At 67.7% G+C, this 17,532-nt stretch carries 14 protein-coding genes; 7 read left to right on the top strand and 7 right to left on the bottom strand.

The window, feature by feature from the left end; genetic code table 11:
* Positions 1–320 precede the first annotated feature (320 nt).
* The 5 genes from A5686_RS24590 to rfbA all read left to right on the top strand — a co-directional run bounded on the left by A5686_RS24590 (position 321) and on the right by rfbA (position 5,442).
* Complete coding sequence (locus tag A5686_RS24590; RefSeq protein WP_231986474.1) at positions 321–1,754, top strand: hypothetical protein; 1,434 nt, start codon at positions 321–323, stop codon at positions 1,752–1,754.
* A gap of 90 nt (positions 1,755–1,844) precedes the next feature.
* On the top strand, positions 1,845–3,170 hold the full coding sequence (locus A5686_RS24585; protein ID WP_067939876.1) for a UDP-glucose/GDP-mannose dehydrogenase family protein: 1,326 nt from the start codon (positions 1,845–1,847) through the stop codon (positions 3,168–3,170).
* A gap of 210 nt (positions 3,171–3,380) precedes the next feature.
* Complete coding sequence (locus A5686_RS24580) at positions 3,381–4,136, top strand: maleylpyruvate isomerase family mycothiol-dependent enzyme (RefSeq protein WP_067939884.1); 756 nt, start codon at positions 3,381–3,383, stop codon at positions 4,134–4,136.
* Between the two features lie 29 nt (positions 4,137–4,165).
* Complete coding sequence (locus A5686_RS24575; protein ID WP_067939874.1) at positions 4,166–4,537, top strand: hypothetical protein; 372 nt, start codon at positions 4,166–4,168, stop codon at positions 4,535–4,537.
* A 29-nt stretch (positions 4,538–4,566) separates the two neighbouring features.
* On the top strand, positions 4,567–5,442 hold the full coding sequence (rfbA, locus tag A5686_RS24570; protein ID WP_067939870.1) for a glucose-1-phosphate thymidylyltransferase RfbA: 876 nt from the start codon (positions 4,567–4,569) through the stop codon (positions 5,440–5,442).
* Here rfbA and A5686_RS24565 read toward each other — a convergent pair.
* The 5 genes from A5686_RS24565 to A5686_RS24545 form a co-directional block, all read right to left on the bottom strand.
* On the bottom strand, positions 5,384–6,649 hold the full coding sequence (locus A5686_RS24565) for a YibE/F family protein (protein WP_067939882.1): 1,266 nt from the start codon (positions 6,647–6,649) through the stop codon (positions 5,384–5,386). The genes rfbA and A5686_RS24565 overlap by 59 nt on opposite strands.
* A 32-nt stretch (positions 6,650–6,681) precedes the next feature.
* Positions 6,682–7,974: a pyridoxal phosphate-dependent aminotransferase gene (locus A5686_RS24560; protein WP_067939868.1), complete on the bottom strand. Its 1,293-nt coding sequence runs from the start codon at positions 7,972–7,974 to the stop codon at positions 6,682–6,684.
* Positions 7,975–8,006: 32 nt separating this feature from the next.
* The gene (locus A5686_RS24555) at positions 8,007–10,925 is read right to left on the bottom strand and encodes a heterodisulfide reductase-related iron-sulfur binding cluster (RefSeq protein ID WP_082947808.1); all 2,919 of its coding nucleotides are present in this window, start codon (positions 10,923–10,925) and stop codon (positions 8,007–8,009) included.
* Positions 10,926–11,161: 236 nt separating this feature from the next.
* On the bottom strand, positions 11,162–12,838 hold the full coding sequence (locus A5686_RS24550) for an Hsp70 family protein (RefSeq protein ID WP_067939864.1): 1,677 nt from the start codon (positions 12,836–12,838) through the stop codon (positions 11,162–11,164).
* A 135-nt stretch (positions 12,839–12,973) separates the two neighbouring features.
* On the bottom strand, positions 12,974–13,564 hold the full coding sequence (locus A5686_RS24545) for a hypothetical protein (RefSeq protein WP_197520695.1): 591 nt from the start codon (positions 13,562–13,564) through the stop codon (positions 12,974–12,976).
* Positions 13,565–13,636: 72 nt separating this feature from the next.
* Here A5686_RS24545 and A5686_RS24540 point away from each other — a divergent pair, with 72 nt between their 5' ends.
* Positions 13,637–14,287 (top strand): DUF1345 domain-containing protein, encoded by a 651-nt coding sequence (locus tag A5686_RS24540; RefSeq protein WP_067939860.1) that lies wholly within the window; start codon positions 13,637–13,639, stop codon positions 14,285–14,287.
* Positions 14,288–14,686: 399 nt separating this feature from the next.
* Positions 14,687–16,102 carry a sugar porter family MFS transporter gene (locus tag A5686_RS24535; protein WP_082947809.1) on the top strand — a complete coding sequence of 472 codons (1,416 nt, stop codon included), beginning with the start codon at positions 14,687–14,689 and terminating at the stop codon, positions 16,100–16,102.
* Between the two features lie 100 nt (positions 16,103–16,202).
* Here the strand turns inward: A5686_RS24535 and A5686_RS24530 are convergent, their stop codons facing one another.
* Both A5686_RS24530 and A5686_RS24525 read right to left on the bottom strand, forming a co-directional pair.
* Positions 16,203–16,790 carry a hypothetical protein gene (locus tag A5686_RS24530; protein ID WP_067939857.1) on the bottom strand — a complete coding sequence of 196 codons (588 nt, stop codon included), beginning with the start codon at positions 16,788–16,790 and terminating at the stop codon, positions 16,203–16,205.
* A gap of 146 nt (positions 16,791–16,936) precedes the next feature.
* Positions 16,937–17,532: amidohydrolase family protein (locus A5686_RS24525; protein WP_156750228.1), on the bottom strand; the 596-nt coding region annotated here is incomplete at its 5' end.

Genomic DNA, 17,532 nt, shown 5'->3' with positions numbered 1-17,532 from the left:
CAGCGATGCCGCCCCCGCTGGCACCTCCACCCAAGCGCCCCCGCCGGCACCGCAACCCTCGCCGCTGTGACCACCAACACTGGGATGATTGGCTGCACCGCCACCTGGGCACTCAAATTCCGTTGCCGTAGGCCGGTTCGGGCCGGTCCCGGGCCACCGCCCGAGGGCTGGACGCGCGTAAAGTCGGGTCTTAAGGGGAATACCGGTGGGACCTTGGCGAGGTTTCGCGCCATATGGATCGTGCGACGAGCCCGTCCCCGCCGTGAATGGCTAGCAACCGACTAATTGGAGGAGCTTTGGACACCGTATTGGGTGTGTCGATGGCGCCGACCGCAGTCCGGATGGTGCTGGTCGAGGGGGAAAACGGCGATGGTGCGACCGTCGATGAAGACAATTTCGACGTCGCCCCGGCTGACGATGCAGCAACGGTAGCCGCCTCGGACCAGGTAGTCTCGGCCATCTTGGGGACGCGTCAGGGCGCAACGGAAGGCGGCTATCAGCTGGCATCGACCGGCGTTACGTTCACCGACCCTCTCGAGGCCGCCGCACTGCGCGACAAGCTGGCAGCCCACAAGGTCGAAAATGTGATGCTTGTCTCGGCCTTCCTGGCCGCGGCGGCGCTGGCTCAGGCGGTGGGCCATCGGACCAACTACGCGCAGACGGCGCTGCTGTACATCGAGCCCGACACCGCGACGCTGGCGGTCGTCGACAGCGCGGACGGATCGATCACCGACGTTTCACGGCAGGCCCTGCCCGCGGATGACGAGGCGGCGGTCGCCCAGCTGGCCGCAATGGTGTCCAACGCGGAAAACCTGGAGACACGTCCAGACGCGGTGTTCGTCGTCGGCTCTGGGATCGACATCCCGCTGATCAAGCCCGCGTTGGAGGCGGCGACAACCCTGCCGCTGACCGCGCCCGAGGAACCGGACACTGCGCTGGCCCGCGGTGCGGCCCTGGCGTCGGCGCATGCTCCGCTGTTCTCGTCATCGACCGCAGCGCTCGCTTACGCGCAGGATCCCGGTACCGGTGCGATCAACCCGTTCGCCATTGCGCCCGGCTACTTCGAAACCCCGGTCGAAGCCGGCGCGGAGGGACTCGCGTACAGCGCCGTGCCCGACGACGCGGACGAGTTCTTCACCGGCTCGCAGACCGCCGCGACGGCACTTGTCAACGAGGATTACCACGAGCGCAGCCGGTTCAGGCTGGTCGGATCCGCGGTGGCGGGGATCTTCGTCATCGGCGTGGTGGCGCTTGTCGTGTCGCTGGCCATCGCCATCCGGCCGACGGCCAATGTGCGACCCGACCCGAACCAGAATGTTGTCGTCGCGCCCACCCGGCCGGCTCCGGCTCCCGCGGCCCCGGCGCCTGCCCCCGAGGCCGTTCCGCAGGCGCCCGCTCCGGCGCCGGCGGCTCCGGCCCCAGCGCCGGCGGCTCCGGCCCCAGCGCCGGCGGCTCCGGCCCCTGCTCCAGCGCCAGCGGCTCCGGCTCCTATCCCGGTGCCGGAGGTCCCTGCTCCGGCGGCTCCGCCTCCGCCTCCGCCCGCGGTGGCGCCGATTCCGGTGCCCATTCCGCTGCCGATACCGGGCTTGGGTGGCCCGGGCTTCGGTGGACCGCCTGGTGGGGGAGGGCACGGTGGCGGCGGCGGGCCGCACGGTGGCGGCGGCTTCCCCGGGTTTCCCGGCGGTGGTGGGGGCCATGGCGGCGGCGGCTTCCCCGGTTTCGGCGGAGGCCATGGCGGCTTCGGTCGGCACTAGCGCCTGACGGCGACCACCTGTCATCTGCCGTTTGCCTTTCGCTTAGCCCCGCGACGCGGTTAGCTCATCGGGGGCACCTACACCGGTTGTATGCGATGCACCGTGTTCGGCACCGGTTATCTCGGTGCCACCCACGCGGTTGGGATGGCGGCACTGGGGCACGACGTGCTCGGGATCGATATCGACCCCGGCAAAGTGGCCAAGCTCGCCGGGGGCGACATTCCCTTTTACGAGCCCGGCCTGCGAAAGCTGTTGCAGGAGGGCCTGGCTGCGGACCGCCTGCGGTTCACCACCGACTACGACATGGCGGCCGACTTCGCTGACGTGCATTTCCTGGGCGTAGGCACACCGCAGAAGAAGGGCGAATACGGCGCCGACCTGCGCCATGTCTATGCCGTCATCGATGCGCTGGTGCCGCGGTTGACGAGTTCGGCGGTGCTGGTTGGCAAGTCGACCGTTCCGGTGGGCACCGCGGCCGAGTTGAACCAGCGGGCCGCCGCGCTGGCGCCGGAGGGTGTCCATGTCGAAATCGCCTGGAACCCAGAATTTCTGCGTGAAGGCTACGCGGTGCAAGACACCCTCAATCCGGATCGGATTGTGCTGGGCGTGAACGAGGATTCGACCCGCGCTGAGGCCGCCGTTCGGGAGCTGTATGGGCCGATGCTCGAGGCTGGAGTTCCATTTTTGGTGACGGATCTACAGACTGCGGAGTTGGTCAAGGTTTCCGCCAATGCCTTTCTGGCGACCAAGATTTCATTCATCAACGCAATTTCCGAGGTGTGCGAGGCGGCGGGCGCGGACGTCAGCCTGTTGGCGGATGCGCTCGGCTACGATGCCCGGATCGGACGCCAATTCCTCAATGCCGGTTTGGGTTTCGGCGGCGGATGCCTGCCAAAGGACATCCGCGCGTTCATGGCGCGCGCCGGCGAGCTGGGGGCCGACCAGGCACTGACGTTCCTGCGCGAGGTGGACAGCATCAACATGCGGCGCCGCACGCGGATGGTGGAGCTGGCCAGCGCGGCCTGTGGTGGCTCGCTGCTGGGCGCCAACGTTGCGGTGCTAGGCGCGGCGTTCAAGCCTGAATCGGACGATGTGCGTGACTCGCCCGCGCTAAACGTCGCCGGCCAGCTGCAGCTCAACGGGGCGGCGGTGAACGTCTATGACCCCAAGGCCCTCGACAACGCGCAGCGCCTGTTCCCAACTCTGAACTACGCCGTCTCGGTCGAAGAGGCCTGCGAGCGAGCGGATGCGGTCCTGGTGCTCACCGAGTGGCGCCAATTCGTCGAGATGGACCCGAACGACCTAACCGACCGCGTGCGGGCCCGCGTCATCGTGGACGGCCGCAACTGCCTGGAAACCGCCCGCTGGCGGCGAGCGGGCTGGCGGGTATACCGACTGGGCGCCCCGCGACCCTAGGAGAACGGGTCGACACTTGCGGGTCGCGGTGCGGGCACCCGGTTGCTTGCTGGCGGGTGTTGCGGTGGGCGAAGGGCTGCTTGCCGGTGTCGCGGTGTCGCGGTGGCTGGGGGTGCATGCTGCGCCGCGTTCACCATTTCGGCGAAAGTCGGAGGGGGAGGCGGCTTGTGGGCGTGCCGGTGCGCACGCCATGCGGGTAGCGTGACCCGCGTGGACTTCGCCGGCGCATTCCTCGAGGAGAATCGAGCCTTCGCAGAGCTTTTTCAGGATGTCGATGAGGCGACGCCGGTGCCCACCTGCCCCGGCTGGACCCTGCGCCAACTATTTCGGCACGTCGGTCGCGGCGATCGCTGGGCGGCACAGATAGTGCGCGAGCGACTCGACAGCTACGTCGATCCCCGCACGGTGGAGGGCGGCAAGCCACCGCCCGATCCGGCCGGCGCCATTGCCTGGCTGCATGGCGGTGCTCAGCGGCTGATCGACGCGGTCGAGCTGACCGGTGTGGAAACACCGGTCTGGACCTTCCTCGGGGCGCGCCCGGCGAACTGGTGGGTCCGGCGCCGCCTGCACGAGGTCGCGGTGCACCGCGCCGACGCGGCGATCGCACTGGGCAGCGATTTCGCTCTGGAACCGGGCGTGGCCGCCGACGGGATCACCGAATGGCTGGAGCGGGTGGCGCTCCAGGCCGGTGGGGAGGGCGCTCCGCTTCCGCTCGAGGAGGGCGACACTCTGCATCTGCACGCCACCGATGCCGGGTTGGGGGACGACGGCGAGTGGACGATCGCCGTCGAGCAGGGCCGGATCACCTGGTCGCACCAACACGGCAAGGGCAGCGCCGCGCTTCGCGGTGGCGCGACCGAGTTGCTGCTGGCGATTCTGCGCCGTCGGCCGCTGGCCGAGACGGGCATCGAGCTGTTCGGTGACGACGCCGTGTGGGAGCGCTGGTTGGCCCGTACGCCTCTCTAGGCGAGGGATCGCACGGTAACTTGCACACCATGACCACATCGGAGATCGCAACCGTACTGGCATGGCACGACGCACTCAGCGCTTCTGACCTGGCCACCCTGGAGTCCTTGTCCAGCGAAGACATCGAGATCGGCGACGCGCACGGCGCCGCGCAGGGCCATCAGGCGCTGCGCGACTGGGCCACCTCGCACCGGTCGACAGCGCAGCTCGGCCAGCTGTATGTGCATGACGGCGTCGTCGTCGCCGAACAAAAACTGGGCAGTCCTGACGGTCCCGGCGCGGCCACCGACGCGCTGGCATTCCGCGTTGTTCGTGACCATGTCACCTCGGTCTTCCGGCACGACAGCCTGGCGACGGCGCTGGCGGCCACCGAGCTCACCGAGGCCGACGCCGTCGAATAGGGCCGATCACGGCAACAGGAGCTGAATTAATGCGCGGAATCATCTTGGCCGGCGGATCGGGCACCCGCCTGCATCCGATCACCACGGGGATAAGTAAGCAGCTGCTGCCGGTCTATGACAAACCGATGGTTTACTACCCGCTGTCCACCCTGATGATGGCCGGAATCCGCGACATCCTGGTGATCACCACGCCACATGACGCGCCCGGATTCCAGCGACTGCTGGGCGACGGCTCGCAGTTCGGCGTCAACATCACCTACGTAGCGCAGGAAGAGCCGGATGGCCTGGCCCAGGCGTTCGTCTTGGGCGCCAGGCACATCGGCAACGATGCGGTGGGGTTGGTGTTGGGAGACAACATCTTCTACGGCCCGGGCCTGGGCACCAGCCTGAGCCGCTTCCAATCCGTAACCGGGGGAGCGGTTTTCGCATACTGGGTCGCCAACCCCTCGGCATACGGCGTCGTCGAGTTCAGCGACGACGGCAGGGCGCTGTCGCTGGAGGAGAAGCCCAAGACGCCGAAATCCAACTATGCGGTGCCGGGTTTGTACTTCTACGACAACGACGTGGTCGAGATCGCGAAGGGCCTGAAGAAATCGGCGCGCGGTGAGTACGAGATCACCGAGGTCAACCAGATCTATCTGAGCAGGGGCCGGCTTTCGGTCGAGGTGATGGCCCGCGGCACGGCCTGGCTGGACACCGGGACGTTCGACTCGCTGCTAGACGCCAGCGATTTCGTGCGCACCCTGGAGCGACGGCAGGGCCTGAAGGTCAGCGTCCCCGAGGAGGTGGCGTGGCGGCGAGGCTGGATCACCGACGACGAGCTGGCCGAGCGTGCACATGGGCTGCTCAAGTCCGGCTACGGCGGCTATCTGCTGGACCTGTTGGAGCGGAGTCGATTTCAGTAGGTTTGGCCAGCACCGCGGCGATCGCCGTCGTCAACGGCACCGAGAGCGCCAGCGCCATCCCACCAACCGCCGAGCGGGCGATCTCGATCGCCACACTCTCGCTGGTCAGCACGTCGGTCAATGACCGGTTGGCGACGCTGAACAGCAACAGCAGCGGCAGCGAACTGCCCGCGTATGCCAGCACCAGCGTGTAGACCGTGCTGGCGATGTGATCTCGGCCGACGCGGATGGCGCCCAAAAAAATCGCCCGCCGCGAGCCCCCGAGGTGGGCAAGCTCGAACACGGTCGAGGCCTGGGTCACCGTCACATCGTTGAGCACGCCCAGCGACCCGATGATGAAGCCGGCGAGCAGCAGGCCGCCGATCGACACGCTGCCCAGATACGCGCTGACGGTGCTGTTCTGTTCGTCCGACAGCCCGGTCAGGTGCGCCAACTGTATTGCCGCCCATGATAATCCGGCGGCGAGCAGCAGCGCTGACAGGGTGCCCAGCAGTGCGGCGCTGGTCCGCAGGTTCACCCCGTGCGCGAGATAGATCACCGCGTACAGGATCGCCGCCGACGCCACCAGCGCCACCGGAACCGCCGGAGCGCCGTCGCGCAGCGCCGGCAGGAGGAACGTCACCAGCACCACGAACGCGACCACGATGCCCACCAGCGCCAGCAGCCCGCGCCAGCGGGCCACGGCCACGATCACCACCGCGAATGCGATCGCCAAACCGCCCAGCGCCCAGCCGCGTTCGAAGTCGTAGAACGCATAGCTGGTGGTGCCCTGGTCGTCGACCTGACGGACGAGCCGAATGTGGTCGCCCACAGCGAATTTCGGCTGACCCGGACCCGGGGAGGACTCCAGGAGTGTCTGGGCCCCGGCGTTTGGTCCGGAATCGATCGAAACCTGGGTCAAAACGCACCGTCCCGCGCCCGGCGGGGCCTGCTGCGGCGCACCGGTGAGGACCTGGCTGACCGACGGGCTGCCGCAGTCGCCCACTCCGCTGGACAGCACGTGCCCGCCCTGCGTACTCACCGCGCCGCCGGTCGCGTTCTGCAGCGGCATCGGGATGTCGACGTGCTGTCGGCTCGGCCAGAGCACGACGGCGCCGGCGGCCACCGCCACGCCGATCGCGATCAACAACCCGACAACAACCCTGGCGGGCAACGGATCAACCGTGGACGGACCCGACGGCGTGCTGTGCGAGTGGAAGTGCGTCACCCGCTCCACCGTAGAGGCGGCCGCGCGGATGCCTACGGTCGATAGCCGGCGAGGAAGTTGCCCAGCCGCTCGATCGCGGCCGCCAGATCGCGGGCCCAGGGCAGTGTCACGATGCGCAGATGATCCGGGGCCGGCCAGTTGAAACCGGTGCCCTGGGTAACCAGGATCTTCTCCTGCAGCAGTAGGTCGAGCACGAGCTGTTCGTCGTCTTCGATGTCGTAGACCTCGGGATCCAGCCGGGGAAACGCGTAGAGCGCGCCGGCGGGTTTGACGCAGGACACCCCCGGGATCTCGTTGAGCTTGGTCCAGGCGACATCGCGCTGCTCGAGCAGCCGCCCGCCGGGCAGGACCAGGTCGTCGATGCTCTGGTAGCCGCCAAGGGCCACCTGGATCGCGTGCTGCGCCGGAACATTGGGGCACAGCCGCATGTTGGCCAGCAGGTTGATGCCCTCGATGAAACTTTCGGCGTGGTCCTTGGGTCCGGTGATCGCCAGCCAGCCGGCCCGATAGCCGGCCACCCGGTAAGCCTTGGACAGGCCGTTGAACGTCAGGCACAACATGTCCGGCGCCAGTGTGGCCAGGTTGATGTGCTTGGCGTCGTCGTAAAGGATCTTGTCGTAGATCTCGTCGGCGAGCAGCAACAGCTCATGCCTGCGCGCCAGATCGACCATCTGGGTGAGGACTTCGCTGGTATAGACCGCGCCAGTCGGGTTGTTCGGGTTGATCACGACCAGCGCCTTGGTCCGGTCGGTGATCTTGGACTCGATGTCGGCGATGTCGGGCTGCCAGCCCTGTGTCTCGTCGCACAGGTAGTGCACGGGCGTTCCGCCCGCAAGGGAGGTCGACGCCGTCCACAGCGGGTAATCCGGCGAGGGGATCAGCACTTCGTCGCCGGTGTCGAGCAGGGCCTGCAACGTCATGGTGATGAGCTCGGAGACCCCATTGCCCAGATAGACGTCGTCGACGTCGAAGCGGGGGAATCCGTCGACCAACTCGTAGCGCGTGACCACCGCCCGGCGGGCGGGCAGGATGCCCCGCGAGTCGGAGTACCCCTGGGCGTACGGCAGGGCCTGGATCATGTCGCGCATGATCACGTCGGGCGCCTCGAAGCCGAACGGCGCCGGGTTGCCGATGTTGAGCTTGAGGATGCGATGCCCCTCGGCCTCCAGCCGTGCCGCGTGCGCGTGCACGGGCCCGCGGATTTCGTAAAGGACGTCCTGGAGCTTCGACGACTGCGCGAAACTACGCTGCGGCCGGTGATGAGCCGACGCGTGCAGGGGCACGTGATGGGTGGTCACACCACCAATGGTGCCACCACTGTCCACTGATTTTTGCTGCCAAGCCGCGAAGACGCAGGTCAGCGCTTGCCGGGGGGACGCGCCCCGCGGGCGATGCCCAGGCCTTTGACCGGGGGCTGCTCGGGTCCGTCGTCGCCGTCGGTCTGCCTTGCCGGGTCCGCTTTAGGCGCCGCCTCGGGTTTGGCCTCGGCCTTGGGCTCCTCGGCCTTGGGCTGCTCGGCCTTGGGCTCCTCGGCCTTGGGCTGCTCGGTCTTCGGCGCCGCCTTCTTGGCGCCGGGCCGCTTGGCGCCCGCGGCGATGCCCAGGCCCTTGACCGGGGCCGCGGGTGCCTTGGCTTCGGTCGCGGTGTCGGCTTCGGTCGTCTCGGCTTCGGGCGTCGCTTCCGCGGTTGCCTCGGCCTTGGGCGCCGCGGCCGCCGGTGCCGCCTTCTTGGCACCGGGCCGCTTGGCGCCCGCCGCCAGACCCAGGCCCTTCGCCGGGGCGGCGGGTGCCTTGGCTTCTCCGCCTGCGGCGGGTGCCTCGGCCTTGGCCCCCTCGGCGGCCGGCGCGCCCTTCTTCGCGCCCGGCTTCTTCGCGCCGCCGGCGATGCCCAGCCCTTTGACGGGCGCGGCGGGAGCCGCGGTGGCCTCGGACTTCGGGGCCGCCTCGGCCGCGGCGGGCGCCTCGGCCGGCGCTTCGGCGGGCGCCGTGGCTGTCGAGGCCTTGGGCGCCTGCGCCGCCCGCTTCTCGGCCTCCCTGGCGGCCGTACCCTTCTCTGGCAGCGTCGCCTTGTCGTACTCGAGGGACCCCAGCAGGATCTGCGCAACGTCGAGGACCTCGACACCGCTGCGTCCTGCCTCTTCCTGCCGGTCGTTGACACCGTCGGTGACCATCACCCGGCAGAAGGGACAACCGGTGGCGATGGTTGCGGCGCCGGTGGCCAACGCCTCGTCCACGCGTTCGTGGTTGATCCGCTTGCCGATGTGCTCTTCCATCCACATCCGCGCGCCGCCCGCTCCGCAGCAGAAGCTGCGCTCGGCATGCCGCGGCATCTCCGTCAGGTTCGCTCCCGCGGCCCCGATCAGCTCGCGTGGCGCCTCATACACCTTGTTGTGCCGGCCCAGGTAGCACGGGTCGTGATAGGTGATGTCCTGCGACACGGGGGTCACCGGCACCAGCTTGTTGTCTCGAATCAGCCGGTTGAGCAGCTGGGTGTGGTGCAGCACGCTGTAGTTGGAGCCCAGCTGCCGGTATTCGCGGCCCAGCGTGTTGAAACAGTGCGGGCAGGTGACAACGATCTTGCGGTCGACGGTCTCGACGCCCTCGAACACCCCGTCCAGTGTTTCGACGGCCTGGGCGGCCAGCTGCTGGAAGAGGAACTCGTTGCCGGAGCGGCGCGCGGAGTCGCCATTGCAGGTTTCGCCGGCCCCGAGCACCAGGTACTTGACCCCGGCGATGGCCAGCAGTTCGGCGACGGCCTTGGTGGTCTTCTTGGCCTTGTCGTCGTAGGCGCCGGCGCAACCCACCCAGAACAGGTACTCGAAGCCGTCGAAGCTGTCGACGTCCTCGCCGTAGACCGGGACGTCGAAGTCGACCTCGTCAATCCAGTTGGTCCGGTCCGACGCGTTCTGGCCCCACGGGTTGCTCTTGGTCTCCAGGTTCTTGAACAGCACGGACAGCTCGGACGGGAACTCCGATTCCATCATCACCTGGTAGCGCCGCATGTCGACGATGTGATCGACGTGCTCAATGTCCACCGGGCACTGTTCGACGCAGGCCCCACAGGTCACACACGACCACAGCACGTCGGGGTCGATGACGCCGCCCTGCTCGACGGTGCCGACCAGGGGCCGGGTCGCCTGCTCGGGGCCAGAACCCAGCACGCGGCCGAAGCCGGACTCGGGGACGTGGTGGGCCTCGGCGTGCTGCTCGCCGGACAGCTCCTCGCCGACCCCGCCCTCGGGGGTGTTCTCGGCGGGTGACTCCTTGTCGCCCAGGATGTAGGGCGCCTTGGCCATCCAGTGGTCGCGCAGGTCCATGATGACGAGCTTGGGAGACAGCGGCTTGCCGGTGTTCCACGCCGGACACTGCGACTGACAGCGCCCGCACTCGGTACAGGTGGCGAAGTCCAGCATCGCCTTCCAGCTGAAGTCTTCGACCTTGCCACGGCCGAATTCGGCGTCGTCGGGCGGGTTTTCGAAGTCGATCGGCTTGCCATCGGCCTCGATCGGCAGCAGCGGGCCGAGCCCGTCGGGCAGCCGCTTGAAGATGACATTGATCGGCGCCGAGAAAATGTGCAGGTGCTTGGAGTGCAGCACGATCAACAGGAAGGCCAGCATGACCCCGATGTGCAGCAGCAGGGCCGTCGTCTCGATGATCTCGTTGGCGGGCTGGCCCAGTGGGTGCAGGATCGTGCCGAACAGCTGCGACAGGAACGCGCCGTTGCCGTAGGGCAGCGTGCCGTTGTTCACCGCCGACCCGCGGACCAGCACGTAGGTCCAGATGACGTTGAAGATCATGAACAGAATCAGCCAGGCGCCGCCCGTGTGCGAGCCGTAGAACCGCGACGAGCGGCCGATCTCGCGCGGGCTGCGCATCAACCGGATGATCGCGAAGGTGGTGATCCCGAGGAACACGGCCGTTGCGAAGAAGTCCTGCAGGAAGCCCAGCGCGTCCCATCGGCCGATGATCGGGATGTGGAAGTTGTCCTGGAAGAGCAGCCCATAGGCCTCGATGTAAACGGTGAGCAGTATGAAGAAGCCCCACATCGTGAAGAAGTGGGCCAGGCCGGGGATCGACCACTTCAGCAGGCGGCGCTGGCCGAAGACCTCGGCGATCTCCGTCCAGATTCGCCTGCCCGGGTCGTCCGTGTGACCCGGCGCCGGCTTGCCCGCCGTGACCAGCTTGAACAGCCACAGGACCCGCCGCGCCGCCAGCGCGACCACCAGCAGCGTCATGCCCATGCCCACGACCAGTCTGATGAGCATCTGCGTAGTCACAGAAGGTCTCCCCAATGAATAGTTGAATCAGCCTGCGTTGTATTTGCCTGCTTGAGCCCCGCTCATAGTTACATCTCCGCGGCTTTCAGCGCGAGAAAGGCTGCCCTAACTTGGCAGTTCGCCATGCCCCTGGCCTGCTGGTTAATACCCATTCACCGGAGGCGACGCATACGAAGTGATGAGCGCCACCAAACTTCGTTGAATAACCGTTGCCGCGGGGCTTGGAACTGTTCCCGTCAGCGCCCGAAGATTGGCGGCAGGGGCCGCCCGCGCGTGGTCGTCGGTGCCGCGGTGGTGGTCGCCTGCGACGTAGTGGTGGGGGCGGCCGTCGTGGTGGTGGTAGTGCTCGGCGGCGCGGACGTCGTGGTCGTGGCGGTGGTCGACGGCGCCGGCGCGGGCGTCGTGGTGGTGGCCGACGGCTCGGTGGACGGCGGCGGGGGCGCTGGGATCACGGTGACGGTGGTGCTGTCGTTCGGCCCGGTGATGGTCACGGTTTGCGGCGGTTGGCTGGGCGGCGACGTGGGGCGGACCGGTGTGGACTTGGTGAGCAACAGGTTGATCGCCAAGATCAGGGCCACCAGCACCGCCGCGGCCGCCCCGGCCACGCTCAACACCAGCGCCGTGCGCTTGTACCAGGGCAATCGCCCCGGGGCGGGGGCGTAGTGACTGCCGGTCGCACCGTCGAATTCCCTTGCCTCACTGGCGTACTCGCCGGTCGCGTCGCGCCCGGTATAGGGCACCGGCTCGTCGTGGTCGGCGTCCTGCGACCACGCCAGAGCGTCGTCCACGTCGGTGGCCTGGGCTCCCCACGCGGCCTGGGTCATGTCCAGCCCGGTGGTGCCGACCATTTCGGTCGGCGCTTCCACGGCGGCGGCCGCGGCGGTCGGAGCGCCGCCCGACGCGTAATGCGGGCCGAGCACCGCCGCACCGAGGGCGGCGCTGAGCGCCGGCTGCGCGGTGCTGTGCACCGGTACCCCGAACCGTTGCGACAAGCGCGCCTTGAGCAACGGGATGTTCGCGCCACCGCCGGCGATCGCCATGGCGCTGAGCCTGGTGTTCGGAATCGCGTTGCGCCGCAAGGACTCGTCGACCCACGCGAGGAACCGGTCCAGCGGTGCGGAGATCAATTGCTCGAATTCGGTGCGGGACAGCTGGGCACCCTCGTCGCTGGCCCCGGCGATGGTGCCCACACCCGCGGTCGACAGTTGCTCCTTGGCGCGCCGGCACGCGGCGAGCAGGCGGGTCTGCGACCCGACCCGCGCGGCGCCGCCGAGCATGGCGGTGCTGACGTCGGCGGACAGCAGGTGATCCAGGATGAGCTGATCGATCGCGTCGCCGGAGAAATCGGTGTACCGCGCGACCGGACCCACCGACGCGAAGCCGGCCCCGGCATCCATCAGGGTGACCGTGGTGCCAGCGGCGCCGAAGTCGCACAGGGCGATAACGCCGTCGGCCCTGAATCCCGGCGTGCCGCGCAGCGCCGCGAGCGCGGCCGTGGCATCGGAAACCAGCATCGGCGCCGCCCCGCCGCGCGCCAGGTCCGACTGGGCGAAGAACTCCTCACGCAGCGCCGCGAACTGGTCGCGGGACCAGTAGGCGGGCACCGCGATGGTGATCGGTGACCCGTAGCCGACCGCGCGGGCCATGGCCTCGATCGCCTCGACCGTCAGCGCCGCGCCGAGGTACTTGGTGCCGTCGGCCGCCACCAATGGCGCGCGGTCGCCAACGCGTTCGACGAAACCCCGCAGCACCAGTCCCGGTTCGGTCAGATTCGGATTTTCTTCCGGCAGGCCAACTTCGGTGGGTCGCTGTTCGAACAACGTCAGCACGGAGCTGCGGGTTATCGGAGCGCCGCCCGCGCGGGCAGCCACCAGGTTGGCCACCCCGATAGACAGCCCGAGCGACTCGCTCATCTGCTACACCCCTGTGTCAGTCGTCCCGTTGCCGTCGCGCGGCGGTGCTCGCCGTAGCGACCGTGGATTGCAGCGAGTGTAGGGCTTCGCCGGCGCGGTGCGGTGCAACCTTGAATCGGGTTCGCCACCGGCTCGCTAACGCAGCCCAGGCGGCACCGTGACCGGATTCGGCACCCCCGGAACGGTGATCACCGACGGCAGCTGCGGCAAATGGTGGTGATGCGACGGCTGTTGGGTCTGTCCTCCGGTGGGCTGCTGTTGAGGCGGCTGCTGCTGGGTCGGCTGCTGCGCGGGTGGTTCCTCTGCGCTGCTGGGCGCGGTGGTGGGGGTGGTCGTCGTCGGGGTCGTCGACGTGGTGGTGGTCGTGGTGCTTGTCGTCGTTTTCGGATTGTGGTTGACGCTCTGTTGTCCGTGCATGAGCTGGATGATGCCGAAGACGATCAACGCGATCAGGATGACGACGGAGACCAGCCACGCGACGAGCATTCCGGGCCTGCGGTACCAGGGAGTCGGCTCGGCCTCCTGGTCGAACGGGTCGACGTCGCCGGGTTGCTCGAACCCCTCGGGCGGGTTCGGCGGGCGACCGGATGACGGAATCTGGCCGGTCGGCGGCTGTTCGGCCGCGCCGAAGTCGCCATGCTGCGTCGGCTGGTTGTGGAAGTCGTCGCGCGGGCCATTGGATGCCACGGCACCGATGGTACTAACCGCACCTGCCAATCTCCTCATGCCGGCCCTGAACGACGCGGCGGTGCGCCGAAGACGTGGGCTGACGATCCGCGTGGTGGTTAGGTCAAGGGCGTGGATTCCCTGGTGAAGTTGTTGCGAGACACGGTCGCGGTCCGGATATCGGTCTGCGTGGTCCTCGGGGTCGCCGGCGCTGTCGCGGTCGGCAATACGGCCGGTTGGCGTTATGCGTTGGCCGGCTGGATCATCACCGCCGGAATGTATGCGGTGTGGACGCACCTCAGCCTGCTCGGCATGGATGCCGAGCAGACCTGCCGCTGGTCGACGCGGGAGGATCCGACCCGCTGGGTCGCCGACGCGGTCATCCTGTCGGCGAGCGTCGCGAGCCTGGGCGGTGTCGGCTACGTGGTGGCCGCGGGCTCGCGCTCGGGGCGCGAAGCCGTGGCCGCCGCCATCCTCGGCGTCCTGACGGTCGCGGCGTCCTGGGTCGCCGTGCACACGCTGTACGCCGTGCACTACGCGCGGCTCTACTACTCGGATGACCCGGGCGGCATCAACTTTCACGATCCTGAGCCGCCCCGCTTCCGGGATTTCGCCTATCTCGCCTTCACCGTCGGCATGACCTACCAGGTGTCAGACACCGAGATCGGCTTGACCTCGATCAGGGCGACGGTATTGCGGCATGCGCTGCTGTCTTACCTGCTCGGGGCGGTTGTGTTGGCTGTGACGATCAATCTGATCGCGGGACTTGGCTCCAAGTTCTGACCGGATCGCCGGCTCAGAAGGTGTTGACCGTATCGAGAGGCTTCTTCGGCCGAAAAACGTTTTAGTACAATAACAACGATCGCCGCGTCACCTCGACTTTCGTGCAATTCGTGACGGGCTCGCGTCCCGTTTCGATATTGGAAGTCAAGCGGCAAGCCCGTAACAGGCGCCGCGTTTGCCGGGCCCGGGCGGACCAACCAGCAACCGAAGCGAGCTGGATACCCGTTCATTGACCGCACCAGCGACCAACAGGCGCAGCCATGCGACAGCGGTTATGGCATCGGGCTATGAAAAGCGCGGCGAGCGACCAGGAAATCCGAGCATTGGGAGGCGATGACGATGCCCGGCCGGCCCGCCGACCAGCCCGGGGTTCGTCACCTCCGCTCCGGCGTCACCGGTATGGCCAACGCGGAAGTATCGCAGGGCGCAGCCGGTGGCGGCGAGGGAAAACAACTGACGAGCGGCGTGGTCATCATCGCGCTCGTCGCGGCGATCTCGGGGATGCTGTACGGCTACGACACCGGTGTCATCTCCTGGGCGCTCTTGCAGCTCACCCAGGACTTCAACATCACCGAGGGCTGGCAGCAGGTGATCGCCGCCAGCATCCTGCTCGGCGCCATCATCGGGGCATTGACGTGTAGTTGGCTTTCCGATCTGCGCGGCCGTCGCGGCACCCTGTTGATGCTGGCGGTGGTGTTCATCGTCGGCGCGCTGTGGTGCGCCGACGCGCCCGATTCCGTTGCGCTGTCGCTGGGAAGGCTGGTCCTGGGCTTCGCGGTCGGCGGGGCGACGCAGACGGCACCGATGTATGTCGCCGAACTCTCGCCACCGGCCTACCGGGGGCGGTTGGTGCTGTGCTTCCAGATCGCCATCGGGGTTGGCCTCCTCGTCGCTACCCTCGTCGGGGTCTCCGACTCGATCTCCTGGCGAGGGCCGATCGGGATCGCGTGCGTACCCGCGGCGATCATGCTGTGGCTGTTGCTGCGCCTGCCGGAAAGTCCGCGCTGGCTGGTCAAGCAAGGTGATCGACACGCCGCGCAAGCGGTATTGGAACAGGTCCGGCCCGAGGGCTACGACGTGGGTAGCGAGCTGGACGAAGCGATTGAACTCGCACGCGTCGAACACACGGCCAGTACCCGAGGGTGGGGTGGGCTGCGCGCCGCCTGGGTGCGCCCGGCCCTGGTCCTGGGTTGCGGCATCGCGGTGTTCACCCAGCTCAGCGGCATCGAGATGATCATCTACTACTCGCCGACCATATTGACCGACGACGGCGTGTACAGGTCCGTCGCTCTGTGGGTATCGGTGGGCTTGGGTGCGACCTACCTGATCGCCCAACTGATCGGGCTGGCCATCATCGACCGGGTGGGTCGGCGCCGGCTCACCCTCATCATGGTGCCGGGTGCGGCGATCAGCCTGTTCGTGCTGGGTCTGCTGTTCGTGACCAGCGGCAGCGGTCACGAGGTGATTCCCTACATCATGATCTGCCTGACCGCCTTCATGCTGTTCAATGGCGGCGGCCTACAGCTGATGGGCTGGCTGACCGGCTCGGAGACTTATCCGCTGGCGGTGCGCCCGGCCGCCACCGCCGTGCAGTCGGCGACACTGTGGGGGACCAACCTCGTAATCACGTTGACGATGCTGTCGCTCATCAAAGCGATCGGGGTCGGGCCCTCGATGTGGCTCTACGCGTTGTTCAACCTGGCGGCGTGGGTCTTCGTGTACTTCCGCATGCCCGACCTCACCGGTAAGAGCCTGGAGGAGATCGAAAACCAGCTGTCTGAGGGGAAATTTCGACCGTCGGACTTCACCCGTTGACAATTCGGTTGCGCGACAAGTCGTTCGGCACCTGATGCCGGACGGCCGGCTCAGCCGGCCGGATCGCGCCGTAGCCCGAATGATTCGGCGTTTCAGGCCCCTAGAACGTGCTGACCTTCTCGATGCTGACGAACATGCCGTGCTTGGTCTGGTCGTTCGTGAAGCGGGTGCCGTCGGCGGTGGCGACGATCGTCCAGCCCTGCGCCGCGTAGGTCTTGTAGTCGATGGTGACGGTCGGGATGGCGCCCAGGTTGCCCAGCACCCACTGCACTTTGCCGTCGCTGTTGATGCTGACCCCGTTGGCGTGCTCACCGTCCTGCAGCGGTGAGTTGGTGAACGGCGCCTCACAGCCGACGGTCTCCCTGTTGATCTGGCAGCGCGTCACGCCGGATTTGGTCTCGATGAAGACGTAACCGTTCTGGTCGGGCGGCAGCGGGATGGCTCCCGCTGGATTGGTCGGGTTCGCCGGCGCAGTGGACGGGCCCGGCGCGGGGGTGGCGGTGGCCGACGGCGGAGTGGATCTGGGGGTGGGGAATGACGGTTCGGTGGGACCCGCTCCGGGCGAGGCCACCGGCCGGCCGCCGATGACGGAGCTGCAGCCAGAGACCAGCTCTGAACTGGCCAGCAGGGCTACGAGCAGCAGCGAACCACCGGCCAGGCTCCGCCGCACATTCTCCGAAAACCGCACCCGCCGCTCCCCAGACGATTCGAAATAGCGGCACTTAGGTTACGCACCGGGAGGCGAAAGTCCTGTTCCGGCGCGGCTATCGATGCAGAGCCGATGGTCCGGGTTTATCACCGCGTGATCGACCGGTCACGGATCTGTTCGGGCCGCTAGAGGCCGAGTAGCTTTTCGGCGTTGCGGTGGCTGATCGCGGCCCGCTCGTGATCGCACAGCGGCAAGCCGTCGAGGAAGGCGCGGGCGGCGACCATCGACCCGAACGGATAGTCGGCGGAGAAGGCCACGCGTTCGATCCCCACCTGCGCCACCAGGTTCGCGTACGTGGCGTGGTCATTGAAGTTGGCGAACGTGTAGTGGAAGTTCTCGCGCAGATAGGAACTCACGGGGCGTCGCAGGCCGGTCAAATCCGGTGTCAGCGTTGCGTCGAAACGCGGGAGCATGAACGACGTCGCTTCACCCATGTGCCCGATGATGATCTGCAACGACGGGTGGCGGTCGAACACGCCGCCGAGAATCATCCGCAGCGCGTGGGTGGCGGTATTGATGTGCCACCCCCAGCCCACCGTGGCCAGCGCGAACGTGACGGGCTCGGCGAAGCCGGCGTAGCTGGACTCGATGACGCCCGCCGGCGGGATGGTCGGATGCAGGTAGATCGGTGCTTGCAGGGCGGCCGCGCGGGCCAGGATGGGCTCGAAGAACGGGTCGTCCAGGTAACGGCCCCGGCTGTGTCCGTTGATCACCGCGCCGG

The organism is Mycobacterium sp. E2479 (assembly GCF_001667925.1).
Classification (GTDB): domain Bacteria; phylum Actinomycetota; class Actinomycetes; order Mycobacteriales; family Mycobacteriaceae; genus Mycobacterium.
This window is presented reverse-complemented; position numbering and strand designations above follow the sequence as displayed.